14 protein-coding genes and 1 tRNA gene are annotated in these 18,312 nt (G+C 67.3%); 1 reads left to right on the top strand and 14 read right to left on the bottom strand.

The window, feature by feature from the left end; genetic code table 11:
• Positions 1-4: 4 nt before the first annotated feature.
• The 14 genes from M8A51_RS10140 to cysS form a co-directional block, all read right to left on the bottom strand.
• Positions 5-508, bottom strand: a complete 504-nt coding sequence (locus M8A51_RS10140) for a TlpA family protein disulfide reductase (RefSeq protein ID WP_251778096.1) — start codon at positions 506-508, stop codon at positions 5-7.
• A gap of 19 nt (positions 509-527) precedes the next feature.
• Positions 528-1,175: an outer membrane beta-barrel domain-containing protein gene (locus M8A51_RS10135; RefSeq protein WP_251778095.1), complete on the bottom strand. Its 648-nt coding sequence runs from the start codon at positions 1,173-1,175 to the stop codon at positions 528-530.
• 13 nt (positions 1,176-1,188) lie between these two features.
• Positions 1,189-1,965, bottom strand: a complete 777-nt coding sequence (locus M8A51_RS10130; protein ID WP_251778094.1) for an SH3 domain-containing protein — start codon at positions 1,963-1,965, stop codon at positions 1,189-1,191.
• Positions 1,966-1,973: 8 nt separating this feature from the next.
• Positions 1,974-2,606 carry a hypothetical protein gene (locus M8A51_RS10125; RefSeq protein ID WP_251778093.1) on the bottom strand — a complete coding sequence of 211 codons (633 nt, stop codon included), beginning with the start codon at positions 2,604-2,606 and terminating at the stop codon, positions 1,974-1,976.
• Positions 2,603-5,575, bottom strand: coding sequence for an HzsA-related protein (locus M8A51_RS10120; protein ID WP_251778092.1), 2,973 nt, complete (start codon positions 5,573-5,575; stop codon positions 2,603-2,605). Before M8A51_RS10120 ends, M8A51_RS10125 begins: the two co-directional genes overlap by 4 nt.
• A gap of 51 nt (positions 5,576-5,626) precedes the next feature.
• Positions 5,627-6,517, bottom strand: coding sequence for an FAD:protein FMN transferase (locus tag M8A51_RS10115; protein WP_251778091.1), 891 nt, complete (start codon positions 6,515-6,517; stop codon positions 5,627-5,629).
• An 810-nt stretch (positions 6,518-7,327) separates the two neighbouring features.
• A complete protein-coding gene (locus M8A51_RS10110) occupies positions 7,328-8,290 on the bottom strand; it encodes a hypothetical protein (protein ID WP_251778090.1) in 963 nt (320 codons plus the stop codon).
• A 39-nt stretch (positions 8,291-8,329) separates the two neighbouring features.
• A complete protein-coding gene (locus M8A51_RS10105; RefSeq protein WP_251778089.1) occupies positions 8,330-11,368 on the bottom strand; it encodes an ATP-binding protein in 3,039 nt (1,012 codons plus the stop codon).
• 178 nt (positions 11,369-11,546) lie between these two features.
• Positions 11,547-11,639: transfer RNA gene (locus M8A51_RS10100), tRNA-Ser, on the bottom strand.
• Positions 11,640-11,698: 59 nt separating this feature from the next.
• Positions 11,699-12,967, bottom strand: coding sequence for an aspartate kinase (locus tag M8A51_RS10095; RefSeq protein ID WP_251778088.1), 1,269 nt, complete (start codon positions 12,965-12,967; stop codon positions 11,699-11,701).
• 111 nt (positions 12,968-13,078) lie between these two features.
• Complete coding sequence (gene tilS / locus M8A51_RS10090; protein WP_251778087.1) at positions 13,079-14,401, bottom strand: tRNA lysidine(34) synthetase TilS; 1,323 nt, start codon at positions 14,399-14,401, stop codon at positions 13,079-13,081.
• The gene (locus M8A51_RS10085) at positions 14,398-15,372 is read right to left on the bottom strand and encodes an acetyl-CoA carboxylase carboxyltransferase subunit alpha (RefSeq protein ID WP_251778086.1); all 975 of its coding nucleotides are present in this window, start codon (positions 15,370-15,372) and stop codon (positions 14,398-14,400) included. The genes tilS and M8A51_RS10085 overlap by 4 nt, the downstream gene beginning before the upstream one ends.
• Before the next feature lie 48 nt (positions 15,373-15,420).
• Positions 15,421-16,062 carry a DNA-3-methyladenine glycosylase family protein gene (locus M8A51_RS10080; protein WP_251778085.1) on the bottom strand — a complete coding sequence of 214 codons (642 nt, stop codon included), beginning with the start codon at positions 16,060-16,062 and terminating at the stop codon, positions 15,421-15,423.
• 14 nt (positions 16,063-16,076) lie between these two features.
• Positions 16,077-17,456 (bottom strand): cysteine--tRNA ligase, encoded by a 1,380-nt coding sequence (cysS, locus tag M8A51_RS10075; protein ID WP_251778084.1) that lies wholly within the window; start codon positions 17,454-17,456, stop codon positions 16,077-16,079.
• Positions 17,457-17,673: 217 nt separating this feature from the next.
• On the opposite strand from cysS, the gene M8A51_RS10070 reads away from it, so the two are divergent.
• Positions 17,674-18,201: a tetratricopeptide repeat protein gene (locus M8A51_RS10070; protein ID WP_251778083.1), complete on the top strand. Its 528-nt coding sequence runs from the start codon at positions 17,674-17,676 to the stop codon at positions 18,199-18,201.
• Positions 18,202-18,312 lie beyond the last annotated feature (111 nt).

Raw genomic sequence — 18,312 nt, 5'->3', positions numbered from 1 at the left:
GTTCTCATTCCTTCAGCAGCTCGCGGATCTGCTGGTCATAGGTGGTTTCGTAGCCGCTCAGATACCCGCGGTGCATGAACCGCACGCGGCCATCGCGGTCGATCAGCAGGGTCGAAGGCATGGCCTTCAGGTCGTACAGCTTGCTGACGGATTTTTCAGCGTCGAACAGCACCGGGAACCGGAGCCCGAGCTTGGAGGCCATCGTCATCGCGTTGCGCGCGTCGTCATCGATGTTGACGGCCAGCACGACGAAGCCCGACGAGCGGTACTTGTCGTACAGGCGGTTCAGGTGCGGCATCTCTTCGCGGCACGGCCCACACCAGGTGGCCCAGAAATTGACCATCACGACCTGGCCGCGCTGCTCTTTCAGGCGCAGGTTGGCGCCTTGCATCGTGCGCAGCGTGAAGTCGGGCGCAGACGACGCCGGCGTCAACGCTTCGCTGCGAAACGACGAGAACAACGCAGCCGCCAGGGCCGCCGCCACACAGAACGCTTTCAGGATCTTCATGCGGTACTCCTGCATGAGGTCAGAAGAAGAAGCTCAGGCCCATCGTCAGCTCGAGGTTGTGCGTGCTCTTGCGCTTGCCGAGCAGGTCGTACGAGAACATGTGGTCGCGCATGTCCACCTGCACCGACGCCCAGTCGGCCAGGAACACACGGGTGCCGAGCCCGAAGTTGATGGTCTGGTTGCTCTGGTCGGCGAGCTTGGTGCTGCCGATGCCGGCGATCAGGTACAGCGCCGAGGCCTTGGCCCGGTTGGCGCCGAGGAAGACCTCGCCGGGCAGGATGTTGTAGCCCACCGAGACGTTGTAGTAGGTCAGCGTCTCTTCCTCGCTGGTGAACACGCCACCGGGCAGGATCTGCCGGAACGACTCGTCGCTGACTTTGGTGCGCGCATAGGCCGCCTCGACGAAAAAGTCTTCGGTGATGTGATAGCCGACGCGCAAGCCGCCGACGATGCTGGAGCCGAAACTCTCGGTCGCGTAGACGCCGGTGAACAGTCCCACCACGAAATCGTTCGACGGGATGCGTGGCAGCTTGACGTCGCGGCGATCGATCTCCGGCACGACGACCTGCTCGTTGGCGGGTTTGGGCACCTGCTGCGCGACGGCGGCCAGCGGGGCTGCCACGCCGGCGGCGGTCAGCAGGGAAAGGACGTAGGACTTGAGGCGCATGGGGTGGACGTCGTCAGAAGAAGAAGGAGATGCCGGCGGTGACGGCGCGGTATTCGGTCGAGCGGGTGTCGGAGACGAACGCGGTGTAGATCGAGTAGTCGGCCGTCAGCATGAAGCGGTCGCTGAGGTAGTAGCGCACGCCCAGGCTGGCATTCGCCAGGTTGGCGTTGGTGCGGCGCGCACTGACGAGGCTGGCGTTCGGCACATTCTTGAAGCGGCCGACACCGACACCGAAGGTCGGCGACAGCCGCCGGTCGGACCACGGCTCGGAGACGATGTTCACGTGCCAGAAGTCGGTGCCCGAGAACACGCCCTGCACCTGGCCGATGGTGGCCTCGACACCCAGCACCGGCGAAAAGCGGTAGCCGCCCCACAGCTTGAGCATCGGCTCGCCGTCGAAACGTCCCCAGGCTCCACCCATCTGCACGCGGCGCTGCAGGTAGTCGTCGAGCAGCACGTCGCGGAAGGTCTTGTTGCCGCCGGCCGCGGTCAGCGTGGTCTCGAGCTGGCTTCGGTGCACCCAGCCGACCTTGCCGCCGGCCGTGCGCACCTTGAACCAGTCGGTGTGGCGCAGCAGGATCTCGACCCATTCGTGGCGCTCGGCGACGTGGAACACCGGGTAGCCGCGGCCGGCACCGGTGTGCATCTCGAGGTAGGGATCCGCGACCTGCACCCGCTCGAGCGGCTCGTCGTCGGCATGGGCGGGGTTCAGGGCCACCAGTCCCGCCAGCAAGGCGGCCTGGGCCAGGGCAAGCGCGCAACGTCCGCGCCGGGATACTGCAAGGGGCATCGGACGACTCATTCGGTATTGCAGGTGCCGGTCGCCGGGTCGGCGGGCGTGAACATGCTGTTGGCGGCCGCACTGAATTCGTCCTGATCGGCCGGCATCGGGCGGTTGATCCAGTACTCGATCAGCTTGACGTGCTCGTCCTCGGCGTCCTCGAAGATCAGACCGCCGCCGTGCAGCACGTTGAGCACCATCGGCTTGGTGAGCAGCCGGCTCTGGAACGGCGCGCCCGGCAGCACCTCGCCCTGTGCCGAATAGAAGTTCTTGTACATGTCGCTCTGGCGCACCACGTCGGGCGTGTTGGCCGGGTCGCTCAGGTCGACCTCCTGCGCATCGGGCTCGACGCGGAACGCACCGCCGGTGCCGCTGGTGTTGTCGTGGCAACCCGACCCGGCGCAGGTGTTGATGGACACCTCACCGTTCTGGTTGATCGGCAACTCGGCCAGGAAGATCGGGTTGATGCACTTCTGGAAGTAGACGTACGACAGCTTCCCGCCGGTGCCGCCGCCCGGGTTGCCGACCGGCGGCGGGTTGTCGAGCGGGTTGGAGCCCCCGCCCCCGCAGCCCGGGAGTGCCAGCAAGGCGGTGCAGGAGGCGGCGCCGAGGACCGCAAACACGCGGCGCCGCTTGGACACGATGCTCATGGGTTGCCGCAGCCTCCGGAGGCGATCCAGGCCGCGATCGCGTTGTAGCCGGCACTGCCCGCCTGCAGCACCGCGCCGGTGCCTGCACTCGGGTGCGGCGCCGTCGACGGGCGTGCCAGCAGCGGGTTGGCGGCAGGGTTGCACGTGTCGTTGATCATCGTCAGCGTGACGTTGAAGTCGCCTTCGGCATCGCCCGTCAGCACGTAGCGGTTGCCGCGGAAGTTGGTCCCTGTGGTCTGCCCCGCCTGGTGGCAGCCGGCGCAGTTGTTGAGCAGCGTCGGGTACACGTTCGCCTCGAAGGCCGCCAGGCTGAGCGTGGTGATCGTGCGCACACCGCTCGAAGCGTTGAACGGGTCGTTGTAGTACTGGCCGCCCAGGTCCATCCACTCGGCGAGCAGGCGCTTCTCGGCCGCGTTGAGCAGCGTCGAGTGGTCCGGCGCGCCCGCCGGTGGGTTCGGGTGGGCCTGCGTCGCCGCCGTGCCGGCGAGCAGCGTCTCGCCCCACAGGATTTCCGCGAGCCGGCTCTTGCGAGCAATACCCGCCGTGTTGGTCGAGCTCGAACTCGCGTTGACCAGCGGTGCATTGCGTTCGAGCATCGGCACGCCTTCGCGGATGCGGGTGACCGGTGCGCCGTTCGCGTCGAGCAGCGGATCACCGATCATCAGCTCTTCGTACGACGTCAGCCGCCCGGTGCCGCCGATGGTGGCGCGCAGGTCCAGGCGCGCGGTGTCGGTGTGGCAGTTCACGCAGGTGTTGGCACCGCGGTCGCGTGTCCACAGCGGCTGGACATGCTCGGGGTAGTTGATCACTCCATTGACCGGCACCGTGGTCGCCAGGTCGTCGGCGGGGTTGGCGTTGCCGGTGTAGCGCACCGTGATCGACGGCCGCGCCGTGATGCCGGTGCGCGAGGTGTCGGCCCACACGTCGCTGTACGACATGTCGGCCAGCAGCCTCAGCACGGTGGGGTCGAGCCGCGTGCGGGTCGAAGCCATGGTCTCGCCCGACAGATGCGCGCTCGACATGGCGGGGCGCAGCGCGGCCGGCATGGTGTCGACGATGGCGCCGGAGTTCAACGCACCACCACGGCGGGGGCTGTGGCAGCCGTCACAGGTGCGGCGTTCGCCGGGGCGCACCTGGATCCAGTTCGCGTGGGTCTGGAAGGCTCGGCCCTGGTTGTCGACGATGGCCAGCGCCAGCGGGATGTCGGCCGGCACCTGCAGCTTGAAAGAGCCGTCCGGTTCGATCGGCGCATAGCCCAGGATCTGCTGCTGCTCGAACTCGGTTTCGCCGATCGCCGAGCGCAGCCCCATCGTGCTCGACGGCGGCGGGATCGCCCGCGTGGCCCGCACGAAGCGCGCCGGCGCACAGTGGTAGGCGGGGTCGGCCGGATCCTTGATGCGCCGCAGGTCCGGCACCTGGGTGCGGGTGTCGCTGGCCTCGGTCGGCGTTGTCATCGCGATGACCGGGTTGCAGCCGTCGACGCGGTCAGCGGCGGTCATCATCATCTCGCCCATGCGGCCCAGGCCGTCGGTGTCGTAAACGCTGCGCACCTCGATCAGCGCCAGGCCTTGCGCTGCCAGCGTCGGGTCGACGTTGGTCGGTTCGGCCGCATGCGGCTGGGCGCGGGCCTGCAGCGGGATCGGGTCGGTATACATGAAGCCGCGCGGAGGTGTCGCGACGTTGCGCCAGGTCTGGTTCTGCGGGTTGAACATGTAGATCGCGTAGTTCGGCGGCACGTTGTCCTGCACCGAGTCGGCTGCCACATCCTCCATCGATCGCTCGCGGTCGCTCAGGCGCTCGATCTCGGCGGGGGTCAGCGTCGCACACGGCACCACGTCGCCGTCGCGCGTCACCTCGCAGGGCCGGTAGGCCACCAAAACGCGGTTGGTGCCGTCCCACAGCGGGTACGGGGTGGTCACGCGACCATGCAAAGACAGATCGCGATCGAGGCTCAGCTCATCGGCAGTCACCTGCCGCTGGCCGCCTTGCGCCGGCACCGTGCGGTTGGCCGGGGTGTTCTGTTCCGAGTAGTTGGCCGCGTCGATGAACATCAGTGCCCCGCCCTCGTCGGTGCCCGACAACGGCATCAGCGACGACGCCAGGTAGCCCGCATACCGCCCGTTCGGGTCCATGTCGCGCGGGTGCAGGAAGCTGTTGCCTGGGCTGTGCGCACCGTAGAACACGAACATGTCGGTGCCGTCGGGCTTGGTGCGGAAGATCGCGAAGCGGTTGCGGTCGCCCAGGTGCTCCCAGCGCGAGAACAGGATGTCGCCGTTCTGCCGCACCACCGGGTTGCGGTCGTGGCTCTGGTTGAACGTGATCTGCTGGATGTCGGTCCCGTCGGCCTTCATCGTGTGCAGGTTGAACACCCGTTCGCGCTCGTATTCGTCAAGCGCGTAGTAGGTGCGGCCCAACGCCTGGTTGATGCGCGACTTGGTCTGCCGGTTCGACGAAAACACGAAGCCGCGGCCGGCGGGCAGATAGGCCGGGTCGACGTCGTCGTCCTGCGTGGACTGCGTCAACCGCCGGAAGCTGCCCCCCGTGAGGCCGCCTGCGGTCATGTCGTATTCCCAGATGTTCCAGCGGCCGGTGCAGGCCGGCTGGCCGTCGACCGTCGCGGTGTTGGTCGTCGGGCAGCGCATCGCGAAGACGATCTTCTTGCCGTCATACGAGACCTCGGGGTCCGATGCATCGCCCTCGCCTTGCGTGAAGCGCGCCGTGAGGTTGTGTTCCCTGGCACTCGCCGACGAACGCTCGCGGACGAACAGGTCGCCACCGGCGGCGCTGGGGGCGCCGTTGGTGGGATTCATGTTCACCGAACTGGGGCGCATCACGTAGGCGATCGCCACGTCGCCTTCGACGGTGACCGTGTCTGAGCCGCTTTCGCTGCCGCTGCCGCAGGCGACCAGGCCCACGACCAACGCCGCACTCATGGCGGCGAGCCCGATGTTTCTCGTTCGTCTTGTCATCATCCCCTCCTGTGGGTGGCCCTGCTGCGGGCCCCGCTCAACTCACCGGTACTAGGCCGCCTCTTGCGACAGCAGGCCGGACGTGCAGTGCATAACTCCCTGTGCGTCGACCACCACCGCATCGACACCTGGCTGCGACTCGATCAGCCTCAGCCCCCGCTCGACCCCGAGCACGAACACCGTCTTCGACCAGCCTTCGCTGGTCAGCCCGTCGGGCGCGAGGATCGTCACGCTGCGCACCTCGCTGGGTGAGCGACCGCTGCGCGGGTCGATCAGGTGATGGAAACGCACGCCGTCGCGCTCGAAATACCGCTCGTAGTCGCCCGACGTCGAGATCGACACGTCTTCCAGCGGCAGCACGGCCACCACCTCGCCGGCCCGGCGTGGATGGCGGATCGCGATCGTCCAGGGCCGGCCGCGCCGGTCGCCCATCACGTGGCTGTCGCCACCCGCGCAGACCATCGCGTGGGCAAAGCCGCGGCGTTTGAGCAAGGCGATGCAGTTGTCGACGGCATGGCCCTTCGCGAAGCCGCCCAGGTCGATGCGCACGCCCTCGCGTGCGAAACGCACCGTGCGGTGCAGGCTGTCGAGCACCAGGTGGCGGTAGCCGACTGCGGCGCGTCCGCGCGCCAGCGCCTCCTCGTCAGGGCCGGTGCCGAGCCGGTAGTCATACAGGTGGCCGACGCTCGCGTAGGTGATGTCGAATGCCCCGTCCGAGAGCTCCGAGCAGGCCTGCGCCCGCTCGAGCAGCCGGAACATCTCTTCGCTCACGGGCACGGGCCGCGCGGCCGCTTCACGGTTGATGCGCGAGAGCTCCGAGCTTTCCTTGTAGGGGCTCATGGTCCGGTCGATGCGGTGCATCTCCGCCATCACTTCCGCCATCGCTTCTTCGGCGGCCGCACGGTCGGCGCTCCAGAGTTCGACGCGCACTGGCGTGCCCATGATGGGTTCCTGCCGCGCGTGCCAGCCGCTGGAAAGCGGTGCGCGCCGAGCCTCGTGGCGGAGGCCGGCGCGGGGTAAGGCTAGCTTGGTCAGGCCGATCGACATGCCCGTGTCCCGGTAATCATGGACGGGCTAGATGGCAAGGCCCATGCCACCGCGCGGCCGGTGCCAGAACGTTTCGAGCCGCATGCAGCGCCGTGCTCAGCGAAAACCCGTGGGCCGTATAGGGAAAAGGCCGTTCGAGGGAGCGCGTCCTGCTGTCGTTGCGGAAGCCGTTGCAGGACGTCGCCAGTCGGCGACGCATTTCATTCGGATACAAGTGCGACGCAGGTCGTAGCGAAACTGGGCAAGCTCGCTTTCAATTGGTCACAACCTCGACTGCAGATGTCGTCGAGGTTTGTAACAACAGCCCCTCTTGAACCGCCAAACGTACGCGCATCGGCCGGTTCAGCGCCCTCCGGAAGAAGGGTGATTTTCCCTTGCAAGTTTCGGGCGCACTTGTCTGCCGCTGAAGTGCAAAGGCTGCTTTACGCCATTCAGTCGCCGAGCCCGGTCGTCGAGGCAAAGCGATCTGGCTCGATGAACAACCGCAACGGTCTTGCGTTCGCGAGTGCGCAACGACGACTCCGCCGGCCGGCCTCCGCTTGAGCGCGGCCCTCCGAGGAATCCCGGTGCGCGCCATGATCCTGCGAACTCAGCGGCGACGGGCCGGTCCTCGGCCTGTACGGCTTTGGTGCGCCGGCGCAGTTCGCCGCGAACCCGGCCGGGCCACGCACGACGGCCGTCCGCAACGGCAGCCGGCGACCGCGGTCATGGGGTCCATGGCGCGGACGCGAAGGCAGCGGCGAAGCGATCGAGTGCCTGCCGCGGCAGCGCGTCGATGCCGCCGGCCCCGGCCCGGCCGGAGCCGCCAAAACGGGCACACAGCTCGGCCGCGCCTCCACGCGCCGTCAGCGGTGCTCGTACGCTCACGCGCAAGTCGCCGCGCGGCGTCGGCACGACGACGGCATGGGCCAGTCCCGGATGCCCCCGGGCGAGTTCATTGGCCAGGCACCCGCTGACGCGCCGAGCCCACGGTGCATCGGGCAGCAAGAAAATGCGGCCGGAGGCGTCGACCCGCCAAGCCGCCAGCGCACGTGCCTGCTGCAGGTCGGCCTCGCGACGCTCGTGCAGTTCGCGGCAGACCTTTTCGTGCGCCAGCAGCTCGAAGGGGTCCGCATAGGCCGCCAGCGTCCGGTACAGCTGCGCAGGAGGGACATGCACGTCGCGCTCGTCGTCCCCGTAGGCGTTGTAGTTGATCGATTCGCCGAGCGCGCGCAAGCGGTGCCGTTGCGGCAGCGACAGGCCCAACGCATCGGCCAGTTCGTCGGCCGGCTGCGCGAGGTTGTCGCCGAAGGCGCCTACCACGGCCCAGGCACGAAAGCGGCCGTGCAGGTGCCGGTCCATCAGCACACTGGTGCAGGCCCGAGGCGAAAGGTCGATGTGCACCTGCAGCCCGGGGTGCCGTGGCACCTCGCCGGTCGCGTGGTGGTCGAAGTAGCGCACGCGCACGCCGCAGGCCAGCAGGCGTTGCAACGCCGGCAGGTTGCGCTGCATCGAGACGTCGCATACCAGCACCTCGTCGCCCGCATCGGCCTGCAGCCGTCCCAGCAGATCGATCTCGCGCTTCAAACCGGTGACGAGGGTTGCCGGTTCCGGATGTGCAAGACGCCACTGCACCACCGCGCACAGGCCATCGGCGTCGCCGTTGCAGACATCGAAATACCGGGGCATCCGCCGCTGCCTTCCTGCGCTTGCTCAGCGCGCACGTTCTCAACCCTGGTCGAGCACCTCGCGCACCTTGCGCGCCAAATCGGCCAACCGGAACGGCTTGCCCAGCAGATGCACACCTCGGTCCAGGCGGCCATGATGGACGATGGCGTTTTCGGTGTAGCCCGACATATAGAGCACCTTGAGACCCGGCGAGCGCTGCCGCGCTTCACCCGCAACCTGCTTGCCCGACATGCCACCCGTCAGCACCATGTCGGTCAGCAACAGGTCGAACTGCGCCCCATTGTCCAGCAGCTCGAGCGCGGCACGGCCGCTGTCGCGTGCCGTGGCGGCATAGCCCAGCCGCTCCAGGCTGGCGACGGCCAGCATGCGGACGAACTCGTCATCCTCGACCACCAGCACGCGTTCGCTGCCGCCGACGACGGCACCCGGCTCGGGCCTGCGGTACTCGGCCTCGTCGGCTTCCTGATGCTCCCGAGGCAGGTACAGCTTCACCGTGGTGCCATGCTGCGGCTCGCTGTAGATCTTGGCGTGCCCGCCCGATTGCCGCACGAAGCCGTAGACCATCGACAATCCCAGCCCGGACCCCTTGCCGAGCGGCTTGGTCGTGAAGAATGGGTCGAAGGCCTTCGCCAGCGTCTCGCCGGACATGCCTTCCCCGGTGTCCGAGACGGCCACCAGGACGTACTGCCCCGGCGCCATCTGGTGCGCCAATCCGTAGGCATGATCCACCGACACGTTGGCCGTCTCGATCGTCAGGTGCCCGCCGTTCGGCATCGCGTCGCGCGCGTTGATCGCCAGATTCAGGATCGCGTTCTGCAGTTCATGCGGGTCGATCAGGGCCTTCCACAACCCGGCCCCGCGCACCAGTTCGACCTCGACCTGTTCGCCCAGCGTGCGGCGCAGCAGGTCCTCGAAGTCGGCCAGCAACTCGTTGACGTTGGTCAACCGCGGCTCGAGCGGCTGCTTGCGGGCGAACGCGAGCAATCGGTGCGTCAGCGCTGCGGCCCGCTCGCCGGCCTTGCGGATGATCTCGGCGTGTGCGCCGACCGCGCCGTCCTGCGCGCCCGCGTGTTCGACGATCTCGTCGGCCGCGCCGAGGATAACCGTCAGCAGGTTGTTGAAGTCATGCGCCACGCCGCCTGTCAGCTGCCCGATCGCGTCCATCTTCTGCGACTGCCGCAACCGCTCCTCGGTCTCGACGCGGGTGGTGATGTCGTGAAAGTAGACCGTGAGCCCGCCCTGTTCCTGAGGAAAGGCGCGCACCGAAAACCAGGACGCGAGCGGCGGGAAGAAGAACTCGAAGCTCACCGGCACCAGTTCGTCGCGGGCACGTCGGTAGTTCGGATAGAGCGCAGTGTCCTTCGCCCCGGGAAACTCGTCCCAGACGTTCTTGCCGAGCAGCTCGGCCTTCTTTCGCCCGAGCAGTCGCTGCGCTTGGTCGTTCAGGTAGACGAAGCGCCAGTCGCTGTCCAGCGCATAGACCGCATCCGAGATCGATGTGAACACTGTTTCGAGTTCTGCCTTCGCCCGGTTCGCCTCGGCCAGTGCCGCCTCGCGCTCGCGCAACGAGACCAGGTTTTCCAGCACCGCTGCAGCCACGCTGGCCAACTGGGTCGCCTCGCTGAGATCGTCCTCCGTGAACTGTCCGGACTGCTTGCCGCACAGCCTCAGCGAGCCCAGCGCGTGGCCGTCCTGGCTGCGCATCGGCACCGCGAGCCACTGGCGGGCGTCGCCTTGCGGTCCGTCGCGTTCCTGCAACCACTGCCATGCGGCATCCTGCTCGATCTGCGCCTGCGTCAGCAGCCATCGCCGGTCGCCCGGCGGCTGCGACCCGTGCATCGGGAGGCATCCCTGCGAGAAGCTGAGCGCGTGCAGCTCGCCGCCCGCCCCGCCGGTCCGGTGCAGCCGAGCGACGGCACCGTCGACCCCGAGCAGCTCGCGCGCAAGCTCGGCCGCACGCTGCAGCGCCCCTTCGACATCGGGAGACGAGACCAGTTCCGCTGACGCGCGCGCTCCCGCGCGCAGGCGCTGCGAGCGCTGTTCCTCCCACTGTCGCGTCTGGAGAAAGTGGCGCCAGACGATCCACGAAGCCACGGCGAGCAGTGCCATCGCCAGCAGGCCGATCGCCGACTGGAACAGCAAGCGCTTGCGCCACGGCGCCAGCATCTCGTCGGCGCCCAGCCCGACGTAGACCACCGCCTGCCGCTGCGCCACCCACTCGTGTGCCGACAGGCGCTGAATGCCGTCGGTGGCGTAGCTGCCCGCGAAGCGACCTTTCTCGGTGCGCCGGATCTGCCGCTCGAACCAGTCGGTGCCCGACATGTCGCGGCCGACGAAGGCCGCGTCGAACGGCGCGCGCACGATCAGCACGCCGTCACGGCTCATCAGCCCGAGCGCCCCCTCCTCGCCGATCGACAGCGCGCGATAGAAGTCGAGCAGGTAGTCCAACGACAGCGAGGCCGCCACGACGCCGCCGAAGCTGCCGTCCCCACGGTCGATGCGCCGGGTCAGATTGACGATCCACTTGTCTTCGGCGTAACCGACCCGGCCCTTGCGCGGAAAGCCGAGGAACAGCTCGACACCCGGCTGGCCATCGCGATGCACCGTGAACTCGGGATAGTCCGAAAGATCGACCCGCTGCGGTGACGGCACGCGCGAAGTCGCCAGCAGCCGGCCATGAGCGTCGAGCACGAAAAAAGCGAAGGTTGCCGTGGAGCCACGTTGACGGTTGGCCAGCACTTCGTGCAGCAGCGTCTGGTCGTGCGTGCTGGACGGGTCGCTGAGCCGCGCCGCTTCCACCACCGTGCGTAGGCCGAGGTCCAGGCCCTGCAGCGTCTGCCTCGTGTGCTCGGCGAGCACTTCGGTGAGGTTCTCGACATGCAGGTAGGCCGATTCGACGGTCGCGCGACGGTCGGAGGCTGCCTGTAGCCCGACGACGGTGGCGAGCACCAGCGCCATGACGACGTTGGCGGCGAGGATTGCGCTCTTCAGCCCGGCGGCCGAGCCGACGAGCGCCGACGTGCGACTGGCGTGAGTCGGGGCGTGCCGATCCCGTCGAAGAGGAGGTCTGTCGGTCAAGCCAGCCGTGTCCTGCGCTGATGCGGTTGCTGCAGATTACACGAGCCCGCCTGCCCGGCAAAGCGAGCGTACCTTGCCCTTGGCCATGGCTCGGAGTCGCGGCACGCCTCGGGCTTCACAGCTTTCGGTGATGCACAAAAGAAACACGGGCCACCGGGGCCCGTGTTCTTTGCGCTGTTGGCGGAGACGAAGGGATTCGAACCCTTGATGCAGCTCATCACCGCATACTCCCTTAGCAGGGGAGCACCTTCGGCCTCTCGGTCACGTCTCCATCCGTGAAATCGGCGGAAGCGGCATTCTAAACCGGAAATGTCCGCTTCCGATGAATGCTCAGCCCGCTTCCTGGTCCAGATCGAAAGACTTGTGCAGCGCGCGCACCGCGAGCTCCATGTACTTCTCGTCGATCACAACGCTGGTCTTGATCTCGCTGGTCGTGATCATCTGGATGTTGATGCCCTCTTCGCTCAGCGCGCGGAACATCGTCGCGGCCACGCCAGCATGCGAGCGCATGCCGATGCCGACGATCGAGACCTTGCAGATCTTGGTGTCGCCGACCAGCTTCTCGGCGCCCAGCGCTGGAATCACCTTGCTGTTGAGCAGATCGACGGTCTTCGCATAGTCGTTGCGGTGCACGGTGAACGAGAAGTCGGTCCTGCCGTCATGCGACACGTTCTGCAGGATCACGTCGACATCGATGTTCGCGTCCGCCACGGCGCCGAGGATCTGGTAGGCGATGCCGGGCTTGTCGGGGACGCCCATCACGGTGATCTTGGCTTCGTCGCGGTTGAAGGCGATGCCAGAGACAACGGCTTGTTCCATTTTCTCGTCTTCCTCAAAGGTGATCAGCGTTCCCGACTTGGCTTCCTCGTCGATCGGGATGTCCCAGGGCGTGAAGCTGGACAGCACACGCAGCGGCACGCGGTACTTGCCGGCGAATTCCACCGAGCGGATCTGCAGCACCTTGGAGCCCAGGCTCGCCATCTCGAGCATCTCTTCGAAGCTGATGGTGTGCAGGCGGCGCGCTTCGGGCACGATGCGCGGGTCGGTCGTGTAGACGCCGTCGACGTCGGTGTAGATCAGGCATTCGTCGGCTTTCATCGCGGCGGCGACCGCGACGGCCGAGGTGTCCGAACCGCCACGCCCCAGCGTCGTGATGTTGCCTGCCCCGTCGATGCCCTGGAAGCCGGTGATGATCACCACCTTGCCGGCCGCCAGGTCGGCACGCACCTTGACGTCGTCGATGCTTTCGATGCGGGCCTTCGTGTAGGCCGAATCGGTCTTGACCGGCACCTGCCAGCCGGCATAGCTGACGGCCTGCATGCCCTCGGCCTGCAGCGCGATCGACAGCAGGCCCACCGACACCTGTTCGCCGGTCGAGGCGATCATGTCGAGTTCGCGCGCGTACTCGTCGGTGTGGCTTGCAGGCGCCAGCTCTTTCGCAAGGCCGAGCAGGCGGTTGGTCTCGCCGCTCATGGCCGAGGGCACCACCACCATCTGGTGGCCGGCCCGCGCCCATTTGGCGACGCGTTTGGCGACGTTGCGGATACGCTCGGTGGAGCCCATCGAGGTGCCGCCGTATTTGTGAACGATCAGTGCCATCGGAGTTCGGTACTGGAGTTGGGTGCGCGGTGACGAATCAGGAAGTCGCGCCGCGGTCGCGAACCGGCGATTGTATCTCGCTGCAGCGCAGCATCCGGCGCCCGGCAGGGCTCAGCGGGGAACGTCCGGTTCCCAGCGCAGGCACCACTGCGGTTCGCCGGGTGCCGCGACCACGCGCGCATCGATGCCGAGCCCGGGCACGAAGACCAGGCGTTCACCGGCATAGAGCAGCGGGCCGCTGCGTGCCCAGGCCGGCAAGGCGGCATCCTGGAACTGCTTCTTCAGGCTGCGCGGCGGCCGTCCCGGCCCCCTCTGAAACTGCTCACCGCCCGCGCGAGGCACGGCGCGCAGGCTCTTCAGCAGTGCGGCCGGCGCGCCACCATTCGCGCAGCGCTCTACGTGAAGGACGCCGTCCCATCCGGGCGGCCGGTAACGCCCGGCACGCACGATCTTCAGCTCTGTCCCGGGCTGCGCGTTCGGGGCGGCGGTCGACACCGGCGCCGTCGCGTGACTCAGCACGCCGCGATAGCTGCGCAGTGTGCCGGACGGCATCTGCCACTGCGCCGAACGCCGCTGGGGCAGCTCGCTCCACAGCCGCTCCACCCAACTCGCCGGCAGTGGCTCACCGGCTGCGTCCCGGTACCAGGCGCGCAACGCATTGCGGGCCCGGGGCGCTCCCAGCGCCAGCCACGGCTCGAGCTTCAGCCCGGCCGGCGTCGCGACCGCGGCAAGGTCCAGAACGGCCAGCTCAGCCAGGCATGCGCTCGCATCACGAGCCCACGTACCGGCATCCGCCAATGCCGCCTCGGCGTGAGGGAACGCCTGCGCCAGCGCAGGCCAGACGGCCAGGCGCAGCCGGTTGCGGGCGAACCGTGCATCGTCGTTGCTGTCGTCGTCGATGTAGCGCAGGCGATGGCGGCGCACGTACGCCTCGACGGCTTCACGCGGGTGGTGCAACCAGGGGCGCATCCAGGTGATGCCATCGCGCACGACCGCCGCCGGCATGCCGGCCAGCCCTGCGACGCCGGCCCCCCGCAGCGCCTGCAGCAGAAAGGTTTCGGCTTGGTCGCGCCGGTGGTGGGCCAGCAGCACGACGTCTGCGCCATGCGCGGCGGCCAGGTCGTGCAAGGCGCGATATCGGGCCTTGCGGGCCACGGCCTCGACGCTCTCGCCCTTCTTCGGCCCCAGCGCCAGGCGGGTATGGGCCAGCTCGACCGGCCAACCCTTGCGCTGCCACGCCGCGCACTGCCGCTCGCAATGTGCCAGCCAGTCGTCTGCCTTGGCTTGCAGCCCGTGGTGAACATGCAGCGCCAGCACGCGCACGCCTTCATCGTGCGCGGCCTTCGCGGTGGCATGGAGCAGCGCGGTGGAGTCGCGCCCGCCGCTGTAGGCCACCGCCACGACCGGGCGAGCAGCCACCAGCGCAGGGCTCATCCGCGCTCTTTGGTGTCGGTGTAGCGGCCGTAGCTCTGCAGCCGCTCGTAGCGACGCTGCAGCAACTCCTTCGGCCGCAGATCGGACACCTGGCGCAATGCGTCGTTCAGCGCACGCTTGAGGTAGGCGGCCATCTGCTTGTGGTCGCGATGCGCCCCGCCGACCGGCTCGTTGACGATCTTGTCGACCAGGCTCAGCGCCTTCAGGCGATGGGCGGTGATGCCGAGCGCCTCGGCGGCCTCGGAGGCACGGTCGGCTGTCTTCCAGAGGATGGACGCGCAGCCTTCGGGCGAGATGACCGAATAGACCGAGTACTGCAGCATCAGCACCTGGTCGGCCACGCTGATCGCCAGTGCGCCGCCGGAGCCGCCTTCACCGATGATCGTCGTGACGATCGGCACTTCGAGCTGGGCCATCTCGAAGATGTTGCGACCGATGGCCTCGGACTGGCCGCGCTCTTCGGCACCGATGCCCGGATAGGCCCCCGGGGTATCGACGAAGGTGAACACCGGCAGGCCGAACTTCTCGGCCAGCTTCATCAGCCGCAGGGCCTTGCGATAGCCTTCCGGGCGCGACATGCCGAAATTGCGCGCGGCTCGCTCCTTCGTGTCGCGGCCCTTCTGGTGGCCGAGCACCATGCAGGCCTGCCCGTTGAAGCGCGCCAGGCCACCGACGATGGACTGGTCGTCGGAGAAATGGCGGTCGCCGTGCAGTTCCTGGAACTCGGTGAAGATCTCGTTGATGTAGTCCAGCGTGTAGGGACGCTGCGGGTGGCGCGCGATCTGCGTGACCTGCCAGGGCGTCAGGCTGGAGTAGATGTCCTTCGTGAGCTGCAGGCTCTTCTTGCCGAGCCGGTCGATCTCTTCGGAGATGTCGACCGCAGATTCGGTCTGTACGTAACGCAGCTCGTCGATCTTGGTTTCAAGCTCGGCAATAGGCTGCTCGAACTCGAGAAAGTGTCGTTTGCTCATCCCAAGTCACATCCGTCAAGTTGAGTCACGCGCCTCGGAGAATTGTTGTCAATATTCCACCGGAAGGGGGTCGAGGCTGCGCCAAATGTACCACGTGGCAACAGAGCGAAACGGCGCCCAGGCCTCGCTGACTTCGCGGGCTTCCGCCCTTGAAACGGGCTCCCCGCTGAAGTAGTTCACGCTGATGCCCTTCAGCAGTCCGAGGTCGTCCAGCGGCAGCACGTTGGGGCGCATCAGGTGGAAGATCAGGAACATCTCGGCGGTCCAGCGGCCGATGCCGCGGATGGCGATCAGCTCTTCGATGATGGCCTCGTCGTCCATCAACGCCCACTGACGCACGTGCACCGCGCCGCCATGGAAGTGGGCGGCCAGGTCGCGCAGGTACTCGACCTTGCGCGCCGACAAGCCGACGGCGCGCAACCCGTCTGCGGGCAATTCCAGCACCTCGGCCGGCGGAATGCGCGTCGACGGTCCGCTCACCATCTCGGCGAAGCGATCCCACACGGCTTGTGCCGCCTTCACCGAGATCTGCTGCCCGACGATGGAACGCGCCAGCGTCGTGAACGCATCGCCGCGGCTTTGCAGCCGCGCTTCGCCGAACTGGGGGATCAGCTTGCGCAACACGCGGTCGCGCTTGGACAGATGCTTGCAGGCATCGTCCCAGTAGTCAGGGGTGACGGACTTCGGCATCGCTCGCGCCGCCTTCAGGCCCTGACCCAGGTCGTGCCCTGCGGGGTGTCCTGCAGCACGATGCCTTGTTCGGCCAGCGCCTCGCGGATGCGATCGGCCTCTGCATAGTTCTTCGCCTTCTTGGCCGCGGCACGCGCGTCGATCTGCGCCTGGATGGCCGCTTCATCGAGCACGCTGCTGTGGCCGCCCTGCAGATATTCGCGCGGCGCCCCCTGCAACAGGCCCAGCGTGCCGCCCAGCGCCTTCAGCAGCCCGGCCACCTCGGCCGAGCGCGTGCGGTTCACCTCGGAAGCGAGTTCGAACAGCACCGCCACCGCTTCCGCGGTGTTGAAGTCGTCGTTCATCGCCGCACGGAACTTCGCGGCAGCCGGCTCGCTCCAGTCGATCGACACGTCGGCCGGCGCTACCGCGTCGAGCGCTGTGTACAGCCGGCGCAGCGAGTGGCGCGCATCTTCGAGATGTGCGTCGCTGTAGTTGAACTGGCTGCGATAGTGCGTGCGCAGCATGAAAAAGCGCAGCGTCTGCCCGTCGTAGCTCTTCAGCACGTCGCGGATCGTGAAGAAGTTGCCGAGCGATTTCGACATCTTTTCGTTGTCGACGTTCACGAAGCCGTTGTGCATCCAGACGTTGACGAACGGCTTGCCGGTCGCGCCTTCGCTTTGCGCGATCTCGTTCTCGTGATGAGGAAATTGCAGGTCCATGCCTCCGCCGTGGATGTCGAAATGCTCGCCGAGCAAGGCGCAGCTCATCGCCGAGCATTCGATATGCCAACCAGGCCGGCCCTTGCCGAAAGGCGCATCCCATTTCGCGTCGTCGGGCTCGCTCTCTTTCGCGGCCTTCCACAGCACGAAGTCGAGCGGATCTTCCTTGCCCTCAGAGACGGCAACGCGTTCGCCGGCGCGCAACTGGTCGAGCGACTTGCCGGACAGCTTGCCGTAGGCCGGGAAGCGTCGCACCGCATAGTTGACGTCGCCGCCGGCGGTGCGATAGGCCAGCCCCTTGTCTTCCAGCGCGTGGATCAGGCTCACCATCTGCGGCACGTACTCGGTCGCCCTCGGCTCCTGCGTCGGCGGCTCGATGCCGAGCGCGCCGATGTCTTCGTGCATCGCCTGCGCCATCTCCTCGGTCAGCTGACGGATCGTGATGCCGCGCTCCAGTGCGCGGCGGATGATCTTGTCGTCGATGTCGGTGATGTTGCGCACGTAGGTGACGCGATAGCCCAGCACCCTGAGCCAGCGCTGCACCACGTCGAAGGCCATCATCATCCGCGCATGCCCCACGTGGCAGTAGTCGTAGATCGTCATGCCGCACACATACATGCGCACATGATTCGGCTCGATCGGCGCGAACGGCTCCTGGCGTCGGGTCAGGGAGTTGTAGATGGACAGCGTCATGGGCGGGTCTGCGAATCGAATCGCCGGACTTCGGGGTGAGGGGTCAGCAAGCCGGAAGCCGGGCACCGGGGCCGAGGCCGGCGCGGCGACGCGTGATGGGTCGCGGGAATTTCAACACGGCGCCGAACCTTGAAGAAGGATGCAGGTTTGCAGAGATGGCCGCAGGGGGCACAGTAGAATCGGCCGAGTATAGCCGCAGCGTTGCAAGAGAATGTTCATGCGCCTTGGATTCCACCGCCGCCCGCTGCCCTGCCTGCTGCTGGCCCTCGCAGCCTTGGCCGGCCCTGCGTCAGCCGACGACGCCGGCCACGCGAAGGAGCTGTTGCGCGCCGGCAAGACGGCCGACGCGATGCTGAAGGTCGAACAGGCACTGGCGCGCCAACCTGCCGACCTGCAACTGCGTTTCCTGAAAGGGGTGGTGCTCGCCGAGCAGAAGAAGACCTCCGAAGCGATCGCCCAGTTCACCCGACTGATCCAGGACCACCCTTCACTGCCGGAGCCCTACAACAATCTCGCGGTGCTGTACTCCGAGCTGGGCCAGTACGACAAGGCGCGCGTCGCCCTCGAGATGGCGGTTCGTGCGCAGCCGAACTACGCGGCGGCCCACGAGAACCTCGGCGACGTGTACGCCAAGCTCGCGAGCGAGGCCTACGCCCGCGCGCTGCAGATCGACGCCGACAACCGGGCGGTGCCCCCGAAGCTCGCACTGATCCGCGAGCTGTTCGCCACACCGCCGGTTCGCTGAAAGCAGCGCTCGCCGCGGCAACCGCCCCGCCTGCAACACCGTTTCGTCCCTGGCGTCGATGCCGACGGGCGACGCATGACGCTGCCATCGAACGCGTTAGCAACGTGAAAC

Source organism: Caldimonas mangrovi (genome assembly GCF_023721835.1).
GTDB classification, from domain to species: domain Bacteria; phylum Pseudomonadota; class Gammaproteobacteria; order Burkholderiales; family Burkholderiaceae_C; genus Caldimonas; species Caldimonas mangrovi.
The sequence above is the reverse complement of the archived record's forward strand: the minus strand, read 5'-3'. Positions and strand labels throughout refer to the sequence as shown.